Here is a 20,023-nt window from a genome sequence, read left to right on the forward strand (position 1 = left end):
GGCCTCGGATTCCCCTCCCCCACCGAGGCTCCGTCGCCCTCGCATCACCCCGGCCCGCCGCGCATCCGCGCCCGCCCGCGCCCGCCGCGCATCCGAGCCCGCCGCGCATCCCCCACCCGCCCCTTCCCAAGGTCGGAGAATCGGCCGGATGTCGGAGGATTCGGCCGTCATTCTCCGACATCGGCGCGATTCTCCGACATCGGCGGAACGAGGCGGCGGGATGCACCCTCCACAGGCCGGTCGCGGGAACGCACGCTCCACAGTTCCGGCGCCCGGTAGCCGCAGTGACGGCTGAGCGGGCATCGTGTCGGCATGGATGTGAAGAGCTGGCTGGCCGCGCGCGCGGGAATCGCCCATCGCGACGAGGTGGGTCGGGCCGGATTCACCACGGGTGCCGTGTCCGCCGCCGTCCGGGCCGGGCGCGTGCGCCGGATCCGCCGCGTGTGGATTGCCCTCCCGCGCGGCGACGGCGAACTGATCCGGGCCGCAGAACTCGGTGGACGGGTCGCGTGCCTCTCGGTCGCGCGACGCCGGGGGTGGTGGATCCCGGAGCAGGTCGACGTGCAGCCGCATCTGCACTTCCGCCCCAACGGTCGAGCGGTGCCGTTCGACGGCGTCTCGCACTGGACGAAGCCGCTCTCCCCGGTGTCGCCGTCATCGCTGCTCGAATCCGTCGAGGATGCACTGGCCCACATCGCATCGTGCCTCGACCGCGAGGCGGCCCTCGTGGTGTGGGAATCAGCCATCCGCTCCGAGAACCTCTCGACAGACGCGCTCCGCTCGGTGCGGTGGCGCTCACGCGCGTCGGCCGAGTGCGCCGCCGAGGTCAACGGGCTCTCCGACTCGGGCCTCGAGACGATCGCGATCGTGCGCCTGTCGCGCTGGGGTGTGCCGATCCGCCAGCAGCTCTACCTCGCCGGGCACCCGGTCGATCTCCTGATCGGTGACCGCCTGGTCGTTCAGCTCGACGGGTTCGCGCATCACTCGACGTCGAAGGACCGCACGCGCGACCTGCGGCACGACGCCGAGCTTCGTCTGCGCGGATACACGGTGCTGCGATTCAGCTACGCACAGGTGATCCACGACTGGCCGGCCGTCGAGCGGACGATCGGGCGAGCCATGGCCGCCGGCGCCCACCTCGCATGACCCACTCCGGATGTCGGAGAATCGAGCCGATGTCGGGGAATCCGACGTGAATCCTCCGACATCCGACCGATTCTCCGACCTCCGCGCGGCCGCGAGGGCCCGGCGTCCCTGGGCATCAGACCAGGGACTGCTGCCAAGCCCGGCGTCCCTGGGCGTCAGACCAGGGACTGCTGCCAAGCACTGTGGAGCTGAGCGAACTTGCCGTCACCGGCGATCAGGGCCGCGGGAGCGTCATCCTCGATGATGCGTCCGTGCTCCATGACGAGCACGCGGTCCGCGATCGCGACGGTGGACAGCCGGTGCGCGATGATGATCGCGGTGCGATCCGCGAGCAGGGTCTGGAGCGCCTCCTGGATCAGACGCTCGCTCGGGATGTCGAGCGAGGCGGTCGCCTCGTCGAGGATGAGCACGGCCGGATTCGCCAGGAACGCCCGGGCGAACGAGATCAGCTGCCGCTGCCCCGCCGACACCCGGCCGCCGCGCTTGTTCACATCGGTCGCGTAGCCGTCGGGAAGCGCCTCGATGAACTCGTGCGCGCCGACGGCGCGCGCGGCATCCTGGATCTCCTCGATCGTCGCGTCGGGCTTGCCCAGCGCGATGTTGTCGGCAACCGTGCCGCTGAACAGGTACGCCTCCTGCGTGACCATGACGATGGCCCGTCGCAGGTCTTTCGGATGCAGCTGACGCAGGTCGACGTCGTCCAGGGTGATGGCGCCGCGGGTGGGGTCGTAGAACCGCGAGACGAGCTTGGCCAGGGTCGACTTGCCCGCACCCGTCGTTCCCACCAGCGCGATGGTCTGTCCGGCGGGGATGTCCAGCGTGAAGTCGGGCAGGATCACCCGGTCCTCGGAGTATCCGAAGCGCACGTCGTCGAAGCGCACGTGACCGCGCGCCCGCCACAGGTCGACCGGCTTCGCCGGGTCGGGCACCGTCGGCTCCTCCTCGAGCACGCCCGAGACCTTCTCGAGCGCGGCGGTGGCCGACTGGTAGGAGTTGAGGAAGAACGCCACCTCCTGCAGCGGCGAGAAGAAGTTCCGAACGTAGAGGACCGCCCCCACGAGGGTTCCGATCGCCATCGCACCCTCGGCCACGCGCACGCCGCCCCAGAAGACGATGAGGGCGAGCGACACCGACGCGATGGCCATGAGTCCCGGCTCGAACGTGCCGAAGAGGCGGATCGAGCGCATGTTGACGTCGCGGTACCGCATCGCGAGGCCGCCGAACTCGTCGTCGTTGCGCGGCTCCTTTCGGAACGCCTTCACCGCCCGCACACCCGTCATCGTCTCGACGAACTTCACGATCACCTGGGCGCTGATCACACGCGACTCCCGGTAGACCAGCTGGGAGCGCAGGTAGAACCACCGCATGAGGAAGAAGAGGGGGATGCCCATCAGCACGATGATGACGCCGGACTGCCAATCGAGCAGCAGCAGCGCGGCGAGCGTGAACACGCCGTAGAGGAGCCCCGAGACGAGCTCGTTGAGACCGCCGTCGAGCAGCTCGCGGATGGTGTCGAGGTCACTCGTCTGCCGCGAGATGATGCGGCCGGAGGTGTAGGACTCGTGGAACTCCAGGCTCAGGCGCTGGGTGTGCAGGAAGATCCGCTTGCGCAGGTCGAGCATGATCGCCTGGGTCAGCCGCGCCGCGACGACGGCGTACCAGCCGACGAGACCGGCACCTCCGAACGCCGTGAGCAGGTAGACGGCGACGACACCCACCGTCGGCATCCAATCCATCCGATCGACGGCTGCGGGGAGGGCCGTGTTGATGCCGTAGGTGATCAGAGCGGGGCCGGCCACGCGCAGCACCGTCGACACGATGAGCACGGCTGCGGCCAGCACGAGCTGCCAGCGAAGGGTGCTCACGAGCGAGCCGAGCAGGCGCAGCGAGCGCCGCCGGATCGCCCGGCTCTCCTCGCGGGTGTAATCGGAGCGGTCCTCGCCGCGGGTTCCGATGATGCCGGTGCTCACAGGTTCACCTCCGTCTCGCGCGCACGCGCTTCGTCGTCTTCGAGGCTCGAGATCACATGCCGGTAGTGGGCGCTCTCGCGCAGCAGATCGGAGTGCGCCCCGACCGCGGTGACCTTTCCGGCCTCGAGCAGGGCGACCCGATCGGCGAGCATCACCGTCGACGGGCGGTGCGCGACGATCATCGCCGTGGTGTCGTGCAGCACCTCGCGCAGCGCATCCTCCACGAGCGCCTCGGTGTCGACGTCGAGGGCGGACAGCGGGTCGTCGAGCACGAGGATCGACGGCCGTGCGGCAACGGCGCGGGCCAGCGCGAGACGCTGACGCTGCCCGCCGGACAGGCTCAGGCCCTCCTCGCCGATCACGGTGTCCACGCCGTTCGGCAGATCGTCGACGAAGTGCGCCTGCGCCACCTGCAGCGCTTCGCGCAGGATGCGCTCGGCCTCCTCGCTGCCCGGCTCGAGGTCTTCGCGCCCCAGCAGCACGTTCTCCCGCACGGTCTGCGAGAACAGGGTGGCGTCCTCGAACGCCATGCCCACGTGCGTGCGCAGCTCCGCGAGCGTGAGGTCGCGCACGTCGACGCCGTCGACGGTGACACGCCCCGCGGTGACGTCGTACAGGCGCCCGGGAAGGGTCGTGAGGGTCGTCTTCCCCGAACCGGTCAGGCCGACGAGGGCCATCGTCTCCCCCGGACGCAGCACGAGGTCGACGCCGTCGAGCAGATCTCGCTCGTGGTCGCGCGCATCCTGGTAGCGGAAATGGACCCCCTCGAACGCGAGCTCGCCGCGGGGCTCGGCGATCGTCTTCGGCTCGTCCGGATCGACGATGGGGTTCTGCTCGTCGAAGACCTCGAAGATGCGGTCGGTCGCGGTGCGCGCATCCAGCAGGAACGAGAACAGGAACCCGATCGACTCGACCGGCCACCGCAGGATGGTCGTCATCGCGAAGAATGCCACCAGCTCCCCGACGCCGAGCTGCCCCAGGGCGACCAGGTAGATTCCCGCGCCGAGGCAGAGCGCGAACGCGATGTCGGGCAGCAGCACGAGCCAGAACCAGATCCACCCCACCGCGCGCGCCTTGTCGAGCTCGGTCTCGCGGAGGGTCTCGGCCTGACGGGTGAACTTCTTGAGCGCGTGCGAGCCGCGGCCGAATGCTTTGAGCACCCGGATGCCGTGGACGCTCTCCTCCACGCTCGTCGCCAGGTCGCCTGCCTGATCCTGGCTCTGCCGTGCGAGCACCCCGTAGGTCTTCTCGAACCGGTACCCGGCGTACCACAGCGGTGCCGAGGTCACGAGGAAGATCGTGCCGAGCACCCAGTGCCAGCGGAACAGCAGCGCCGCACCGACGAGGATCGTCAGCACGTTCACGACGAGGAGCACGAGTCCGAACGCGATCCAGCGACGCAGCATGCTGATGTCCTGCATCATGCGGCTGAGCAGCTGACCCGACTGCCACCGGTCGTGGAACGCGACAGGCAGGCGCTGCAGACGCGAGTAGAACGTCTGCCGGATGTCGTACTCCATGAGCGTCGCCGGTGCCAGCACGAACCACCGCCGCAGCCACACCATGAGGGCCTCGGCCAGGCCGAGGCCGAGGATCGCGGCGGCTCCCCACGCGATGAGAACCGTCGAGCCCGAGGCGATCGGGCCGCGCACGACCTCCTCGAGGATGAGCGGGATCATGAGGGCGAGGATGCTCGCGCCGAGAGCGCTCACGGCGCCGAGCGCCAGTCGCGGCAGGACGGGCTTGGCGAACGGGATGAGGCGCGCGAGCGCGCGCGGCGTCGAGAGGCGGTGCGGAGTCGGATCGGTCTGATCAGGAGCGGTGGTGGTCATGATCCTTGTGGGAGTGGTGGAGCGGACCGCGCAGATGAAGCGGTGGGGCGGCGCCGGATGGCGCAGAGATCGGAGGGCGTGCGATCAGGTGAACGCACGGACGGGACAGAAGATGCCCGGAATGCACCGGGCGCGCGCGAGGAGACTCAGCGGGCGCGGTCGGGAAGGATCCCGAACCCGGCGACGAGGACGGATGCGCTCTTCACAACGGCGGCGTGGGACATGGCATCCTCCTAGGGTTCACGGGAATGTCGCGATCGGCGACAGCCGTTCAGAATATCGGGATCGGCGCGACGTCCGCAAGCGCTTTCCTTCGACCGCCGATCGCGGCGCCGCGTGCACGGAGTGCGGCGATCAGCCGGCGACGGCCTCGCGGGCGAGGAGGCTGCGCTTGACGTCCAGTCCCCACGCGAAGCCGCCGAGTGTCCCGTCCGAGCGCAGCACGCGGTGGCAGGGAACGAACAGCGCCGGCGCGTTGCGGGCGCAGATCGCCGCGGCGGCGCGCACGGCACTGGGAGAGCCGAGAGCCTCGGCGAATTCCGTGTACGTGAGCGGACGGCCGGGCGCGATCCCGCGCAGCGCCGCCCATCCCGCGCGCTGCAGGGTCGTGCCGGTCTGCGACACCGGCACCGCATCGATCGCGTGCACGTCGCCGTCGTAGTAGGCAGCGGCGGCGACCGCGGCATCGGATGCGGGGCTCTCGCCCGCCACGGTGCGCACGTCGGTGGGGCGCTGGACCGGCCGCAGCCGCGCGAGGATCGTCTCGGCATCTGCGGTCCAGCCGGATGCGATCACGCGCCCTCCGTCGTCGGCGAGGATCGTGAAGGCGCCGTCCGGGGTGTCGAGGGTCTGCAGCGTGGCGGTCATGATGCCTCCTGGAGCGGGCTGTCGGTCGGTACGGATGCGCGCCGCGAAGTCGGCGCGGCGGCCCAGAGGTGCGCGGTGAGGTAGCTGCGCCACGGCGCGAGTCGCTCGGCCCACGCGGCATACCCCTTCGGATCGGACGGGATGCCCAGCGCACGCGCTCCCGCACGCACCGCGACGTCACCGGGAAGGGTGATGTCGGGGTCGGCGAGCACGCGCATGCGCACGTAGTCGGCCGTCCACGGTCCGATCCCGGGGCGGGCGAGCAGGGTCGCGCGCTGCTCGGAGGCGTCGTCGCCCGGCCCGAGGGCGAGCTCCCCCGACGCGAGTGCGGCGGCGGCTCCCGCGATGGCGCGGATGCGCGCGGCCGGCCCGCGCAGCACCTCACGACCGTGCTCGGCGATCGCAGCCATCGTGGGGAACAGCCGGTCGGTGCCGGCGTGCGGCGCGACCCGCTCCCCCAGCGCCGCGGCGAGCGCCGTGAGCGCCGTGCGCGCGGCGGCGACCGTGACCTGCTGGCCCACCATCGCCCGGATGAGCATCTCGTGCGGGTCCGCGGCCCCCGGAACCCGGATGCCGGGAAGAGCCGCGACCCGCCCCGCGAGCTCGGGGTGTCGCGCCAGCGCCTCGTCGACGGCGAGGGGATCGGCGTCGAGGTCGAACAGCCGGCGCACTCGCGTGACGAGCACGGGCAGATCGCCGAGGTGTGCCAGGCGTGCGTGCAGGCGCACACGGTCGTCCGCGCCGACGCGCACCTGGAACCAGGCCGCGCCTGCGGGAAGCCGCAGCGCGCGGGCGAAGGATGCGTCGTCGGCGACTTCGACGCCGGCGACGGCGCGCGCAGACATCCACGCGAAGAGTCCGGCGGCGTCAAGCGGTCCGCGGTGGGGCAGCACGAGATCGATCGCCCCCGCGACCGGCTCGCCCGCTCGCGTGCGACGCCGACGGGCGCGCAGGTCGAGCGGCGACATCCCGAACACCTCGCGCACCGTGTCGTTGAATTGACGCACGCTCGAGAAGCCCGCCGAGAACGCGACGTCGGCGGCGGGCATGTCGGTGCCCACGAGGAGCATGCGCGCCGTGTGCGCGCGGTGCGCCCGACTGAGCGCGAGCGGACCGGCGCCGAGCTCGGCGGTGAGAAGCCGTGTGAGGTGACGCGTCGAGTAGCCGAGCCGGCGTGCGAGGCCCGGCACGCCCTCGCGCTCGATGACGCCGTCGGCGATCAGACGCATCGCCCGGCCGGTCACATCGCCCCGCAGGTTCCACTGCGGCGAGCCCGGCGCGGCCTCGGGCAGGCAGCGCTTGCACGCGCGGTATCCCGCCTCGTGCGCCGCCGCCGACGTGGCGTAGAAGGTGACGTTCGACTCCTTCGGCGTGCGCGCCGGGCAGCTCGGGCGGCAATAGATGCCCGTCGAGCGCACAGCGGTGACGAACTGCCCGTCGAAGCGGCGATCGCGAGAGCGGATGACGCGATAGCGCTCGTCGAAGGACATCACGGGGATGCTCGTCGCCGGCGTGCTCATGCCTCCACCCTGCCACTCCCCAAGGCTGCACACTCGCGGAAATCGGCCATCGCGGTGCGCGGGTCGGCGGCACGGTGACATGCGAGCGGGGGCGCACGCAAGGCCCGTGCGCCGACACGGCGCGGGGGTAGCGTGACGACCATGACGGAACGCGAGTACGACGTGATCGTGATCGGAGCCGGAGCGGTGGGCGAGAACGTCGCCGACCGCGCGGTGCAGGGCGGGATGAGCACCGCGATCGTGGAGGCCGAACTCGTCGGCGGCGAGTGCTCGTACTGGGCGTGCATGCCCTCGAAGGCGCTGCTGCGCAGTGCCGCCGCGGTGCGCGCGGCGCGGGCCGTCGACGGTGCGAAGCAGGCGGTCACGGGCGAGCTCGACGTCGCCGGAGTGCTTCGGCGCCGCGACGCGATGACGCACGACTGGAACGATTCCTCCCAGGTGGAGTGGCTCTCCGGCGCCAGCATCGACCTCGTCCGCGGGCACGCCCGCTTCTCGGGCGAAAAGACCCTCACGGTGGCGGGCTCCGACGGAACCGAGGAGACGCTCGTGGCCCGCCACGCGATCGCCGTCTGCACCGGATCCGCAGCGCTGCTCCCTGAGATCCCGGGCCTGGCGGAGATCGAGCCGTGGACGAGCCGTGACGCGACGAGTGCGAAGCAGATCCCCGCCAGTCTCGCGGTGCTCGGCGGCGGGGTCGTCGGCGCCGAGATGGCCACGGCCTACGCGGGCTTCGGCACCGACGTCACCGTCATCGCGCGCTCGTCGCTGCTGAACGGGATGGAGCCCTTCGCCGGCGAGCGGGTGACCGAGGCGCTCCGGGCCATGGGTGCGTCCGTTCGCACCGGCGCCGAGGTCATCGCGGCCCGTCGCACCGACGTCGGCGCAGAACTGGAGCTCTCGGACGGCTCGCGCGTCGCGGCCGAGCAGGTGCTCGTGGCCACCGGCCGCATCCCCCGCACCGGCGACCTGGGGCTCGAGGCGATCGGCCTGGAGCCGGACTCGTGGCTCGAGACGGACGACACGCTGCGGGTCGACGGCTTCGACTGGCTCTACGCCGTCGGCGACGTCAACCACCGCGCCCTCCTCACCCACCAGGGCAAGTACCAGGCGCGCGCGGCGGGTGACGTCATCGCCGCCCGCGCTCACGGGGCGACGGTCGACGATGCTCCGTGGGGAGTGCACGCGGCGACGGCCGACCACGACGCGGTGCCGCAGGTGACCTTCACCGATCCCGAGGTCGCCTCCGTCGGACTCACGGCGGCCGCCGCCGAGAAGGCCGGACGGACCGTGCGCGTCATCGACTACGACCTCGGCTGGATCGCGGGCGCATCCACGCACAGCGACGACTACCAGGGTGCCGCGCGGGCTGTGATCGACACCGACCGCGGCGTGCTCGTCGGTGCCACGTTCGTCGGGCCCGACGTCGCCGAGCTGCTGCACGCCGCGACGATCGCGATCGTCGGCGAGGTGCCGGTGGACCGCCTGTGGCACGCCGTGCCGTCGTATCCGACGATCAGCGAGGTGTGGCTGCGCTTCCTCGAGGAGTTCGGCCGCCCCACCCCCTCCTGACCCCGCATGTCCCCCTCCTGGCACCACCATGTCCCCATTTCTGTCCTTCTGGGTGGCTATGGCAACAGAAAAGGGGACATGCCGGTCGGCCGGAATGACGCATGTCCCCATTTCTGTCTGTATGCAGCGCTATGGCGACAGAAATGGGGACATGGTGATGAGGTGGGGATGCCGGCGGGCGGCAGGGCCTGCCGGGGCGGCAGGGATGCCGGCGGACGACGGGGCGTGCCGGGGCGGCACATCCCCGGGGCGTCAGTGGAAGAAGTGGCGCTCGCCGGTGAAGAACATCGTCACCCCGGCGTCGCGGGCGGCATCGACGACCTCCTGATCGCGCACGGATCCACCCGGCTGGATGATCGTCGTGATGCCCGCGTCGATGAGCACCTGGGGCCCGTCGGCGAAGGGGAAGAACGCATCGGATGCGGCGATCGACCCTGCCGCACGGTCGCCTGCCCGCTCGACGGCGAGGCGGCACGAGTCGACGCGGTTCACCTGCCCCATGCCGATGCCGACGGTCGCGGAGTTCTTCGCCAGGACGATGGCGTTCGACTTCACCGCGCGGCACGACTTCCATGCGAAGATGAGGTTCGTCATCTCCTCGTCGCTCGGACGCTCGCCGGAGACCAGCTCCCAGTCTTTCGCCACCGACTCGATGTCGTCGGGGAACCGGTCGGCATCCTGGAGCAGCAGACCACCCGACACCAGGCGCACATCCATGCTCTCCTGACGCCAGTCGGCGGGCAGCTGCAGCACCCGAAGGTTCTTCTTCAGCGCGAAGACCTCCAGCGCTTCCGGCTCGAAGTCGGGCGCCACGATCACCTCGGTGAAGATGTCGCGCAGGTTCTCGGCCATCTTGAGCGTCACGGTGCGGTTGGCCGCGATGACGCCGCCGAAGGCCGACACCGGGTCGCACTCGTGCGCGCGCAGGTGGGCGCTCGCGATCGGGTCGAGGGCCTGCGGCGCCGCGACGGCGATGCCGCACGGGTTCGCGTGCTTGATGATCGCCACGGCGGGCTTGATCATGTCGAAGGCCGCGCGCAGCGCCGCATCCGCATCGATGTAGTTGTTGTAGGACATGCCCTTGCCCTGCAGCTGCGTCGCCTGCGCGATGCCGTGACCGCCGACCCGGGAGTAGATCGCGGCGCGCTGGTGCGCGTTCTCGCCGTAGCGGAGTGTCTCCAGGCGCTCCGCCTTGATGGTGAGGTGCTCGGGCAGCTCCTCCTCCACGAGCGTGCCCTCGGCGAACCACGTCGCGACGGCGGTGTCGTAGGCGGCGGTGTGCGCGAAGGCGCGCGCGGCGAGATCCTTGCGCTGCGTCAGACTCGTCCCGCCGGAGCCGACGGCCTCGACGATGGCGGGGTAGGACTCGGGCGAGACGACGATGGCGACGTTCGCGTAGTTCTTGGCCGATGCGCGCACCATCGCGGGTCCGCCGATGTCGATCTGCTCGACGACGGCGTCGCCTTCGGCACCGGAGGCGACCGTCTGCACGAACGGGTAGAGATTGACCACGACGAGGTCGAAGGGCCGGATGCCGAGATCGGCCAGCTGCGCCTCGTGGTGCTCCAGCCGCAGGTCCGCCAGGAGGCCCGCGTGCACGCCGGGGTGGAGCGTCTTCACGCGCCCGTCGAGCGACTCGGGGAACCCGGTGACCGCCGCGACGTCCGTCACGTCGTGCCCGGCCTCGCGGATGGTCGCTGCGGTCGAGCCGGTCGAGACGATCTCGACACCCGCCCCGGCGAGGGCCTGAGCGAGCTCCAGCAGTCCGGTCTTGTCGCTCACCGAGATCAGGGCTCGGCGAATCGGGACGACGTCGCGGTCGCGGTACAGGGACGGGTCGTGGCTGGGACCGGCCATGGGACTCCTTCGTTCGGTGGTCAGGTCGTGGATGCTGCGGCGGACAGGTCGAGCTCTCCCGACGCGATGCGCTGCACCACGTCGATCAGGAGGCGTCGCTCGACCGGCTTGATGCGGTCGTGGAGGGTGTGCTCGTCGTCGCCGGGGAGGACCGGGACGCGCTCCTGGGCGAGGATGGGGCCGGTGTCCACGCCGCTGTCGACGACGATGACGCTCGCACCGGTGCGGTCGACTCCGGCCGCGAGCGCATCGCGCACGCCGTGAGCGCCGGGGAACTCGGGCAGGTGCGCCGGGTGGGTGTTGATCAGGCGCGGCGCCCACTCGTCGACGAGGGATGCCGGCAGCAGTCGCATGAGTCCGCTGAGCACGACCAGGTCGGGCTTCCACACCGCCAGGTGGGAGCCGAGCTCGGCTCCCCACTCCTCACGGGAGGCGTATTCCTCCCAGGGCACGAGGAAGGTCGGGATGCCGTAGGCCTCGGCGTGGGCGAACCCGTCGGCCTCACGGTCGGCGCCGACGGCGACGATGCGTGCGGGGAAATCCGGCTCTGCCGCCGCGTCGAGAAGAGCCCGAAGGTTCGACCCGGCACCGGAGATGAGGACGACGACCGAGAGCACCCGGTCAGTCTAGCGGCGGTGCGACACGTTCCCCGCGGGGCTCCTCCCCCGCCATCCAGGCGCGGGCGCCGCGGGGTGACAGCAGCAGGATCGCCACCCCGACGAGGGTCTCGAGCCCGACCGCGAGAGCCACTGCGCCGGGATCGGGGCCGACCTCGGTCAGCCGGCCGGGCCCGAGTGATCCGGATGCCGCCCAGGAGAGCACAGCGGCGACCCCCGCGGCGCCGGCGGCGATGCCGAGCGCGGTGACGATGCGCGGCGCCCACTCCTCGGTCTCCGAGGCGGCCAGGCGCGATCGCGCCACCCATCCGGCGAAGGCCCCGGCCGCGATCGGCACGAGCACGAGCATCAGCAGCCACGTGCTGGTCGAGTCGGGAACGGCACCGAGCAGGGGGATGCCCGGGAGCACGCCCACGGTCGTGCCTCCGGGTGCCGCGGCGGCGCCGGCACCGAGTGCGACGCCGGGTCCGGCGACGAAGGCGAGCCCCCACACGATGAGCGTCGGGAGGTAGGCGAGCTGCCCGAGGGTGAGCACGATCGCGCCGAGCGCGTCGACGTGGGCGGATTGGAACAGCGCCAGGATCTCGCCGATGCGGAGAGTGATCGCCACGGCCACGATCAGCGCTCCAGCCCCGACGAGCACCGTGATGACCACGGCGACGCCGCGTGCGATCTCCCCCGGGACCTCGCTCCACGCGGCCGAATCCCCCTCGGCCCGATCACGCAGGTCGGCGATCAGACCCTCGGGCGACTCGCGCCACTCGGTCACGACGGCGGCGACGGTCAACGGCACCGCGTAGACGAGCGCGGGCGCGGCGATCGCGATGACGGGGTCCACCGCGGCGACGGGGTTCGCCCCGGTCAGGGCGACGGCCGCCGCCGCGGCGGTGAACACGAGCAGACCGGTGATCGCCCCGGTCGCCCAGGACTCTGCCCGCGAGGCGCGAATCCCGGAGCGCGCACCGGCCAGCGCGGTGAAGACGACGAAGGCGAGCGGGGCGAGCGACAGCGTGAACGTCGAGGCGTCGGCGTCGACACCCGCGGCGACCAGGTAGTCGTCGGTGAGCGCGACGTCGACGGGCACGAGGTGACCGAACTGCCAGATCGTCGCCGACGCCGGCCACAGCGCCCCCCAGTCGGGCGCGGCCAGACCGATCACCCAGATCAGGGTCAGCGGCGCGAAGACGGCGGCCACGCCGACGGCCGCCGCGACGGCGGAATCGACGGCGGCGAGGAGGGCGACGGTGAGGCGATGCATGCGCCATCGACCCTACCCACGCCGAACGCGCGCTCCGTGCACGCCGCGGCGCTCTCGCCACGCTGTCAGCCAAACGCGTGGCGGGCGGGGTTCAGCGTGCGGACTGCCAGGCGCCGCCGCCGGGGAAGGCACCGCCGAACAGCTGCTGCACGGTCACCAGCACGAAGCCGCGGTCGCGCAGACCCGACATCACCGCATCGACGGTGCGGCCGGTGTTGGCGTGGATGTCGTGCTGCAGCACGATCGAGCCCGGGCGCGGCTGCGTGACCGCGCGCCGCAGCAGCTCGTCGTCGCTGATCTGCTTCCAGTCCTCGGTGTCGACGTCCCACAGGATCGCGGGCAGGCCCGCCTCCTTCAGCACCTCGCGGTTCCACTCCCCGTACGGCGGACGGAAGGCGCGCACGGCCTCTCCGGAGGCGGTCCGCAGGGCGACGGTCGTGTCGCCGATCTGCGCGCGCACCTCCTCCGGCTCCAGGGTCGTCAGATCAGGATGGTTCCAGGTGTGGTTCTCGACGAGATGACCCTCAGCGGTCGCCCGCGAGAGCGTTTCCGCCCAGCCCGCGGCCTTCTGCCCGAGGGCGAAGAAGGTCAGCCCGGCGTCGTGCTCCCGCGCGGCGTCGAGAATCGCCGACGTCCACTGCGACGGGCCGTCGTCGTAGGTCAGCGACACGCAGGGATGCAGCTCGCAGTCGACCTCGCGCGCACCCTCGGGCGGCCCGGCCGGCGCGGTGAACGGCGCCGCCGCGACCACCGCGGAGACGAGGTCGGCACCGGTCCCGCTCACGAGCTCGGCGGACCGGGGCGGCGCGACGGCGACAGCGACCGGATCGGTCGTCGCGGCGATCCCGAGCGCCTCCAGTTCCGGGGCCCGGAACCCCGCCGGGATCGTCACCACCAGGGATCCGTCGGCGGCGGGAACGGTGGTCGCGAGCGCCGCGTCCAGGAGCACCACCGCCTCCTCATCCGGGGGCGTGACCGGGGCCAGCGACAGCGAACCGGCCTCCCGACGGATCGCGTCGACGACGTCCTCCCACAGCCGATCCGCGGCGCCGTCGGCCCACAGCGCGGCCGGCGCGATGAGGCGGCCGTCGTCGACGTCGATGTAGCGCAGGGTCGTCGCGTCGTCCGTGACCTCGCCGGAAGCTCCGGTGACCGTGCGGATGCGCTGTCCGATCATGGCGCCTGCGGCGACGACGACGTCGCACACCACCGCCGTCCCCGACCCACCGACCGGGCCCAGGGCGGGATCGGCGAGCACGTCGGCCGCGGGCAGCAGGGTGGATCCCGTGACGCAGTCACGATCGCCGAGTCCGGCGTCCGCGTCGAACACCTGCGGGCTGTAGACGTCGCCGGTGGCCGCCTCCTGCCCGTCGATCGCCGCGCGAACCGCCGGCAGCGCCACCTCTTCGACGGCGGGAACGCCGGGGAGGCGCATCCATCGCGATTGCACGCGCACGTCGTCGTTGCGGATGCGCTCGCCCACCAGCCCGGGCACGGATGCGGCCTCGATCGGCGCGGGCACCTCGACGACGCTCACGTGGGGGGCGGGCCAGGTCGGCGGCCGCCAATCGACGTCGGTCGGCACGGCGCACGCGGTGAGAGCGAGAACCGCCACGAGGCCGCCGGCCGCGAGACGCCTCACGCGGGGACCCCGTCGAGGCGGATGCCGTCGAGGATCAGCGCGAGAGCCGTGACGTAGTCGTCCAGGTCGGCCTCGGGCGACGCCTCGGCCGTCACGAGCACTGTCGCGGTTCCGCCGTCGCCGACCGTCGCGACGAACCGTCCGTTCTGGAACGCGTGGCGCGCGTCGAGCCCCGACGCGAGCCTCTCGGTGACGGCGTCCGACGCGACAGCGACCTCGGCGGACACCTCCTCGGCATCGCCGTCGTCTGCGACGAGCGACACGGTGAGACCCGCATCCGGGGAACTCAGCCGCAGGGTGTCGTCGAACGGCGAACGTCGCACCACCCAGCCGGCGGGCACGAGCACCGTGGCCGTGCCGTCATCGGCGATCGGCACCGTCGTCTCGTCCGCCACGGCCTCGGCCGACAGATTCGCCAGCACCGGCGGCAGCACCGTCACGGCAAGCAGTCCCACGATGACGGCGATCACCGCCGACACCCCCGCGACGACGATCAGCGCTTCGCGTGCGCGCCACCGCGCCGCGGCATCCCCAGCCGGCCCCATGACCCACAGGTTATCGAGACCGAGCGGCTCCGGCGGTCAGCGGCGCGGCGTCCATCCCGACGGCAGCGGGCCGTCCGGGTCGCCGCGTTCGGCATCCGCGCGGGCCGACCATCCCTGCGCGGCGTCGACGGCGTCGAAACCGCCGCGGGCCAGCCGCATCCCGACGTCGTCGTGGTGCATGCGCGGCCCGCCGCCGCGTCGCGCTCCGGCGCGGACGCTGTGGGCGTCGTCGGCGAAGCCACCGCCGCGGAACACCCGGTAATCGCCGTAGCGAGCGGGATCGAGCAGATCCCAGCACCACTCCCAGACGTTCCCGAGCGTGTCGAACAGACCGAAGAGGTTCGGATGCCGCGCGCCGACGTCGTGGGGAGCGGACAAGCCGTCGGCGGCCGTCCAGGCCACCTCGGCCAGCGGCCCGTAGTGCGCGCCGGTCGATCCGGCTCGGCAGGCGTACTCCCATTCGGCCTCGGTCGGCAGCCGGAACCCGTCGGAGTCCACGTGCCACGTCACCTCGTCGCCGTCGACGGCATAGGCGGGATCCAGCCCCTCCCACTCCGATGCCGCGTTGCACACGCGCACCGCCCGCAGCCACGAGATGTGCGTCGCCGGCCGTCGGGGGTGCTGCGCGGTCTCCCCCAGCAGCTCGCCGAGTTCCGCCTGCGTGAGCGGGAACCGGGCGATCTCGAAGGGCTCGAGGTCGACCGCGCGTCGGATGCTGCGCCGCGCGTCGTGAAGCTCGACACGGCCGGCGGGCAGGCGCGCGGTCTCAATCTCGCTCATCGCGCCGGTGAGAACCGGACCCGCTGCCTCACGCCTCGCGGGGCTCGAGGACGAAGACCGCGATCTGCCGATCGGTCTTCGCCTGGTAGGCGTCGTAGTCGGGCCAGACCTCCGCGGCGCGCTTCCACCAGAGCTCGCGCTCCTCGCCGGAGAGCTCGCGGGCGTCGTAGTCCCGCTTGTCGGCGCCGTCCTGCAGCTCCACATGGGCGTGAGCACGCATGTTCGCGGCCCAGCGAGGCTCATCGGGCGCGCCGCCCTTCGAGGCGACGACGGCGTAGCGGCCGTCGTGCTCGACCCGCATCAGCGCCGTCTTGCGCAATCCGCCGCTGGTGGCCCCGACGGTCGTCAGCACGATGATCGGCACCCCCCGCAGCGTGTTCGCCTCGGTGCCACCGGAGGCCTCGAACTGCTCGGCCTGGTTGCGTGCCCATTCGGACGTGGACGGGATGTACTCACCACTCAACGGCATGCCGCCAGCCTACGCCGCCGCGCGCGGGCGCAGCCGATCCCCGTCACCGAACCGCCCCTCTCGACGCGAACCACCCCTCTGCCCACCGTCCCGAAAGGGCCGGCTCGCGTGCAGAGGGGTGGTTCGGCGAGAGAAGGGTCAGATCACAGACCCTCGATGATCTCTCGCATCAGTGCGGCGGTCTCGGACGGGGTCTTGCCGACCTTGACGCCGGCGGCCTCGAGGGCCTCCTTCTTCGCCTGTGCGGTTCCGGCCGAGCCCGACACGATCGCGCCGGCGTGGCCCATGGTCTTGCCCTCGGGCGCGGTGAAGCCGGCGACGTAGCCCACGACGGGCTTGGTGACGTTCGCCTTGATGAAGTCGGCTGCGCGCTCCTCGGCGTCGCCCCCGATCTCGCCGATCATGACGATCGCCTTGGTCTCGGGGTCGGCCTCGAACGCCTCGAGCGCGTCGATGTGCGTCGTGCCGATGACGGGGTCGCCGCCGATGCCGATGGCGGTCGAGAAGCCCAGGTCGCGCAGCTCGAACATCATCTGGTAGGTCAGCGTGCCCGACTTCGACACGAGCCCGATCGGACCCTTGCCGGTGATGTTGGCCGGGGTGATGCCGACGAGCGACTCACCGGGGGTGATGATGCCCGGGCAGTTCGGCCCGATGATGCGAGTGGTGTTGCCCTTGCTCTTGGCGTAGGCCCACGCCTCGGCGGTGTCGCCGACCGGCACGCCCTCGGTGATGACGACGAGCAGCCCGATCTCGGCGTCGATGGCCTCGATCATGGCGTCCTTCGTGAACGCGGGCGGCACGAAGGCGATCGACACGTCGGCGCCGGTCTTCTCCATCGCTTCGGCGACCGAGCCGAAGACGGGGAGCTCGACGGCGTTGCCGTCCTTGTCGGTGTGGGAGACGGTCGTCCCGGCCTTGCGGGCGTTGACGCCGCCGACGACGTTCGTGCCGGCCTCCAGCATCAGCGCGGTGTGCTTGGTGCCTTCGCCGCCGGTGATGCCCTGGACGATGACCTTGGAATCCTGGTTGAGGTAGATCGACATTTTCTGGTCCTTATCCGGATGCGGTTCAGGCGGCGGCCAGCTCGGCGGCCTTGTCGGCGCCCTCGTCCATGCCCGCGGCGAGCGTGACGAGGGGGTTGTTCGCGGCGGCGAGGATGGCGCGGCCTTCCTCGACCTGGTTCCCGTCGAGGCGCACGACCAGCGGCTTGGTCGCGGCGTCGCCCAGGATCTCGAGGGCCTTGACGATGCCCTCGGCCACGGCGACGCACGACGTGATGCCGCCGAACACATTGACGAAGACGCTCTTGACCTGCTCGTCGCCGAGGATGACATCCAGTCCTGCGGCCATGACGGTGGCGGAGGCGCCGCCGCCGATGTCGAGGAAGTTCGCCGGCTTCACGCCGCCGTGGCCCTCGCCGGCGTAGGCGACGACGTCGAGGGTCGACATGACCAGGCCCGCGCCGTTGCCGATGATGCCGACCTCGCCGTCGAGCTTGACGTAGTTGAGGCCGGACTCCTTGGCCTTGGCCTCGAGCGGGTCGGCCGCGCCCTTGTCCTCGAGCTCCTCGTGCTCGGGGTGACGCACCTCGCTGGCGTTCTCGTCGAGCGAGACCTTGCCGTCCAGGGCGATGATCTCGCCCTCCTCGGTGCGCACCAGCGGGTTGACCTCGACGAGGGTCGCGCCCTCGCCGGTGTAGACGTCGTACAGCTTCACGAACACGTCTGAGACGGCCTCGACGAGGTCGTCGGGGAAGTTGGCGGCTTTCGCGATCTCGACGGCCTTGGCCTTGTCGATGCCTCCCAGCGGGTCGACCTCGACACGGGCGAGGGCTTCGGGCTTCTCGACGGCGAGCTGCTCGATCTCCATGCCGCCCTCGACCGAGCACAGGCTCAGGTAGGAGCGGTTGGAGCGGTCGAGCAGCACAGAGAAGTAGTACTCCTCGGCGATGCGGGCACCGGCGGCGACCATGACGCGCTGGACCACGTGCCCCTTGATGTCGAGGCCGAGGATGGCCTGCGCGGCCTCGTAGGCCTCGTCGGGGGTCTTGGCGACCTTCACACCGCCGGCCTTGCCGCGGCCTCCGGTCTTGACCTGGGCCTTGACGACCACGACACCGCCGAGCTTCTCGGCCGCCGCGCGCACCTCCTCCGGCGTGTCGGCGACGATGCCCGGGAGCACCGGCACCTCGTACTTCTCGAACAGATCGCGTGCCTGGTACTCGTACAGATCCACAGTGCGTTCCTTCGCTGTTGCGATGGGTGGGTGATGTGGTGAACCTTCTCGGCGCCGAGGATTCGCTTGACGTCGAGATATCGACCGGTCCCCCAGCCTACTATCCTGCGGCGACCTCTCCCGGCACACGGGGCAGCCGCTGCAGGTCGCAGACGGCCGGTCCTTCGATGCGCAGACCGGCGGCGGTGAATCGGGATGCGTGGAGCGGACAGTCCCACGAGCCCTCGGCGTCGTTCCACGCGAGCACTCCGCCCAGGTGGGGGCAGACGGCGTTCACGGCGCGGGTGACGCCCTGCACGGTCGAAACGCCGACGGGGTGACCCGCGCGATTGACGACGACGCCGTCGCCCTCGGCGGGGCGTGCGACGGGCACCGCGCGGCGCTGGGCGCCCACCCATCCGGATGCCGCCTCCCAGCCCACCCGCAGGTTCTCGATCCCGCCCCGGCCGAGATCGGCGGGCACGGTGAACCGGCGGGAGATGAGGTTCATCCACGCGGGCCGCTCCCGTCGGGGCGTGCGGGTGACCTCGGCGGCGATGCGCAGCGCCGCGGCGGGGCCGTTGGACAGTCCCCACTTGCCGAATCCGGTCGCGAAACGAACCCGGCCGAGCGTGCGCGGCATGACGCCGACGAACGGGATGAGGTCGTGCGACTCGTAGTCCTGCGCCGACCACGACGCGACGGGTTCCGCCCCGGGGATGTGCTCGCGCGTCCATGCGATGAGATCCGTCACGCACGCGCGCGGCGACGACGAGCGCCCCACCGGGTGCCCGTTTCCCCCGACCACGAGGCGTGCTCCGCCGTCGGGGCCGTCGGACGACGTGACCGACCGGAGGGAGCGGGTGGGCGCATCCACCGACAGGTAGAGCCCGTCGGGCACCTCGCCGTCGACGTCGAACGCGACGGCGTAGGAACGCAGGCCACGGGTCTTCGCGAAGTAGAGGCCGCGATCTGTCAGAGGCGCCCCGGTGGCCAGCACCACATCGCGCGCCGAGATGAAACCCGCGCTCGTCTCGAGCACGGGATGCGGCACCACGCGCAGCCCGGTGACGCGGATGCCGGTGTGGAGCGTCGCGCCGGCTTCCACCGCCGCCCGGGCGAGGGCGGCCGTGACCGCGTAGGGGTCGATCGCGACCTGATCGTCGAGCGCGACGGCATCGACGACCGGAAAGGGCAGCGTCGGATCGGGCGGCACACGACGCACCGGCAGCCCGGCCTCTCGCGCGGTCTCCATCTCGGCCGCCACCGTTTCCCCTCCCGCGGCGGACTGCGCGTAGGAGTACGCGGTGCGGCGTGTGAACGGGACGCCGGCCTCTGTCGCGAACGCCGTGAGCCACTGTGCGCCGTCGCGGTTCGCGTCGACGTATGCGCGCACGAGCGATGCGGGATGATGCGCGCGGAGTGTCGACAGGACGGACCCCTGCAGGAGGGACAGCTTTCCGGTGTTCGATCCCGAGGCCAGATGTGCCACCTCGCCGGCGTCGACCACCGCCACGTCGCGACCGGCCCGCGCCAGCAGCAGCGCCGTCGACAGACCGGTGATCCCCGCGCCGACGATCACGACGTCGGGGCGCCGGCCGTCCCACGGCTGCGACTGGACAGGGTCTGCGGTGCGGGTCCACAACGACGTCATGCCCTCATGCAACGCTGCGCGACTGCCTGCGACAACCGGGTTGACAGCGCCCCGGCGACCCGGCCGGATCGGCCGGGTCC

General features: G+C 71.6%; 16 protein-coding genes. 2 read left to right on the forward strand and 14 right to left on the reverse strand.

All coding sequences use genetic code 11. The features are described 5' to 3' along the window. Positions 1–312 precede the first annotated feature (312 nt). Positions 313–1,146 carry an endonuclease domain-containing protein gene (locus IM777_RS12615; protein ID WP_194383609.1) on the forward strand — a complete coding sequence of 278 codons (834 nt, stop codon included), beginning with the start codon at positions 313–315 and terminating at the stop codon, positions 1,144–1,146. Positions 1,147–1,301: 155 nt separating this feature from the next. Here the strand turns inward: IM777_RS12615 and IM777_RS12620 are convergent, their stop codons facing one another. The 4 genes from IM777_RS12620 to IM777_RS12635 form a co-directional block, all read right to left on the reverse strand. Continuing rightward, positions 1,302–3,116, reverse strand: coding sequence for an ABC transporter ATP-binding protein (locus IM777_RS12620; protein ID WP_194383610.1), 1,815 nt, complete (start codon positions 3,114–3,116; stop codon positions 1,302–1,304). Continuing rightward, the gene (locus IM777_RS12625) at positions 3,113–4,948 is read right to left on the reverse strand and encodes an ABC transporter ATP-binding protein (protein WP_194383611.1); all 1,836 of its coding nucleotides are present in this window, start codon (positions 4,946–4,948) and stop codon (positions 3,113–3,115) included. Before IM777_RS12625 ends, IM777_RS12620 begins: the two co-directional genes overlap by 4 nt. A 354-nt stretch (positions 4,949–5,302) precedes the next feature. Next, a complete protein-coding gene (locus tag IM777_RS12630; RefSeq protein ID WP_194383612.1) occupies positions 5,303–5,815 on the reverse strand; it encodes a methylated-DNA--[protein]-cysteine S-methyltransferase in 513 nt (170 codons plus the stop codon). Then, positions 5,812–7,335 (reverse strand): AlkA N-terminal domain-containing protein, encoded by a 1,524-nt coding sequence (locus IM777_RS12635; RefSeq protein WP_228480799.1) that lies wholly within the window; start codon positions 7,333–7,335, stop codon positions 5,812–5,814. Before IM777_RS12635 ends, IM777_RS12630 begins: the two co-directional genes overlap by 4 nt. Positions 7,336–7,476: 141 nt before the next feature. On the opposite strand from IM777_RS12635, the gene IM777_RS12640 reads away from it, so the two are divergent. Further along, on the forward strand, positions 7,477–8,904 hold the full coding sequence (locus tag IM777_RS12640) for a dihydrolipoyl dehydrogenase family protein (protein WP_194383613.1): 1,428 nt from the start codon (positions 7,477–7,479) through the stop codon (positions 8,902–8,904). A gap of 252 nt (positions 8,905–9,156) precedes the next feature. Here IM777_RS12640 and purH read toward each other — a convergent pair whose 3' ends face one another. The 10 genes from purH to IM777_RS12690 form a co-directional block, all read right to left on the reverse strand. Continuing rightward, entirely contained in the window at positions 9,157–10,761 is a 1,605-nt protein-coding gene (gene purH, locus IM777_RS12645) for a bifunctional phosphoribosylaminoimidazolecarboxamide formyltransferase/IMP cyclohydrolase (RefSeq protein WP_071044614.1), read from the reverse strand. 20 nt (positions 10,762–10,781) lie between these two features. Beyond that, positions 10,782–11,378 (reverse strand): phosphoribosylglycinamide formyltransferase, encoded by a 597-nt coding sequence (purN, locus tag IM777_RS12650; RefSeq protein WP_194383614.1) that lies wholly within the window; start codon positions 11,376–11,378, stop codon positions 10,782–10,784. A 4-nt stretch (positions 11,379–11,382) separates the two neighbouring features. Next, on the reverse strand, positions 11,383–12,636 hold the full coding sequence (locus IM777_RS12655) for a cell division protein PerM (protein WP_194383615.1): 1,254 nt from the start codon (positions 12,634–12,636) through the stop codon (positions 11,383–11,385). Between the two features lie 91 nt (positions 12,637–12,727). Continuing rightward, positions 12,728–14,278: a polysaccharide deacetylase family protein gene (locus IM777_RS17440; protein ID WP_194383616.1), complete on the reverse strand. Its 1,551-nt coding sequence runs from the start codon at positions 14,276–14,278 to the stop codon at positions 12,728–12,730. Beyond that, on the reverse strand, positions 14,275–14,823 hold the full coding sequence (locus IM777_RS12665; RefSeq protein ID WP_194383617.1) for a hypothetical protein: 549 nt from the start codon (positions 14,821–14,823) through the stop codon (positions 14,275–14,277). Before IM777_RS12665 ends, IM777_RS17440 begins: the two co-directional genes overlap by 4 nt. Positions 14,824–14,859: 36 nt before the next feature. Continuing rightward, positions 14,860–15,603 carry a formylglycine-generating enzyme family protein gene (locus IM777_RS12670; RefSeq protein WP_194383618.1) on the reverse strand — a complete coding sequence of 248 codons (744 nt, stop codon included), beginning with the start codon at positions 15,601–15,603 and terminating at the stop codon, positions 14,860–14,862. Between the two features lie 28 nt (positions 15,604–15,631). Continuing rightward, on the reverse strand, positions 15,632–16,072 hold the full coding sequence (locus tag IM777_RS12675; RefSeq protein WP_194383619.1) for a nitroreductase family deazaflavin-dependent oxidoreductase: 441 nt from the start codon (positions 16,070–16,072) through the stop codon (positions 15,632–15,634). A 143-nt stretch (positions 16,073–16,215) separates the two neighbouring features. Further along, positions 16,216–17,118, reverse strand: a complete 903-nt coding sequence (gene sucD, locus IM777_RS12680) for a succinate--CoA ligase subunit alpha (protein WP_194383620.1) — start codon at positions 17,116–17,118, stop codon at positions 16,216–16,218. 25 nt (positions 17,119–17,143) lie between these two features. Continuing rightward, the gene (gene sucC / locus IM777_RS12685; protein WP_194383621.1) at positions 17,144–18,310 is read right to left on the reverse strand and encodes an ADP-forming succinate--CoA ligase subunit beta; all 1,167 of its coding nucleotides are present in this window, start codon (positions 18,308–18,310) and stop codon (positions 17,144–17,146) included. Between the two features lie 100 nt (positions 18,311–18,410). Then, on the reverse strand, positions 18,411–19,943 hold the full coding sequence (locus IM777_RS12690) for an FAD-dependent oxidoreductase (RefSeq protein WP_194383622.1): 1,533 nt from the start codon (positions 19,941–19,943) through the stop codon (positions 18,411–18,413). Positions 19,944–20,023: the final 80 nt, after the last annotated feature.

It is taken from the genome of Microbacterium luteum (assembly GCF_015277875.1).
GTDB lineage: Bacteria > Actinomycetota > Actinomycetes > Actinomycetales > Microbacteriaceae > Microbacterium > Microbacterium luteum.

Excerpts from the sequence above, each read along its gene's own strand:
- IM777_RS12615 (WP_194383609.1), top strand. The coding sequence starts at position 313 with ATGGATGTGAAGAGCTGGCTGGCCGCGCGCGCGGGAATCGCCCATCGC.
- IM777_RS12625 (WP_194383611.1), bottom strand. The coding sequence starts at position 4,948 with ATGACCACCACCGCTCCTGATCAGACCGATCCGACTCCGCACCGCCTC.
- IM777_RS12630 (WP_194383612.1), bottom strand. The coding sequence starts at position 5,815 with ATGACCGCCACGCTGCAGACCCTCGACACCCCGGACGGCGCCTTCACG.
- IM777_RS12635 (WP_228480799.1), bottom strand. The coding sequence starts at position 7,335 with ATGAGCACGCCGGCGACGAGCATCCCCGTGATGTCCTTCGACGAGCGC.
- IM777_RS12640 (WP_194383613.1), top strand. The coding sequence starts at position 7,477 with ATGACGGAACGCGAGTACGACGTGATCGTGATCGGAGCCGGAGCGGTG.
- purH (WP_071044614.1), bottom strand. The coding sequence starts at position 10,761 with ATGGCCGGTCCCAGCCACGACCCGTCCCTGTACCGCGACCGCGACGTC.
- IM777_RS12655 (WP_194383615.1), bottom strand. The coding sequence starts at position 12,636 with ATGCATCGCCTCACCGTCGCCCTCCTCGCCGCCGTCGATTCCGCCGTC.
- IM777_RS12665 (WP_194383617.1), bottom strand. The coding sequence starts at position 14,823 with ATGGGGCCGGCTGGGGATGCCGCGGCGCGGTGGCGCGCACGCGAAGCG.
- IM777_RS12670 (WP_194383618.1), bottom strand. The coding sequence starts at position 15,603 with ATGAGCGAGATTGAGACCGCGCGCCTGCCCGCCGGCCGTGTCGAGCTT.
- IM777_RS12675 (WP_194383619.1), bottom strand. The coding sequence starts at position 16,072 with ATGCCGTTGAGTGGTGAGTACATCCCGTCCACGTCCGAATGGGCACGC.
- sucD (WP_194383620.1), bottom strand. The coding sequence starts at position 17,118 with ATGTCGATCTACCTCAACCAGGATTCCAAGGTCATCGTCCAGGGCATC.
- IM777_RS12690 (WP_194383622.1), bottom strand. The coding sequence starts at position 19,943 with ATGACGTCGTTGTGGACCCGCACCGCAGACCCTGTCCAGTCGCAGCCG.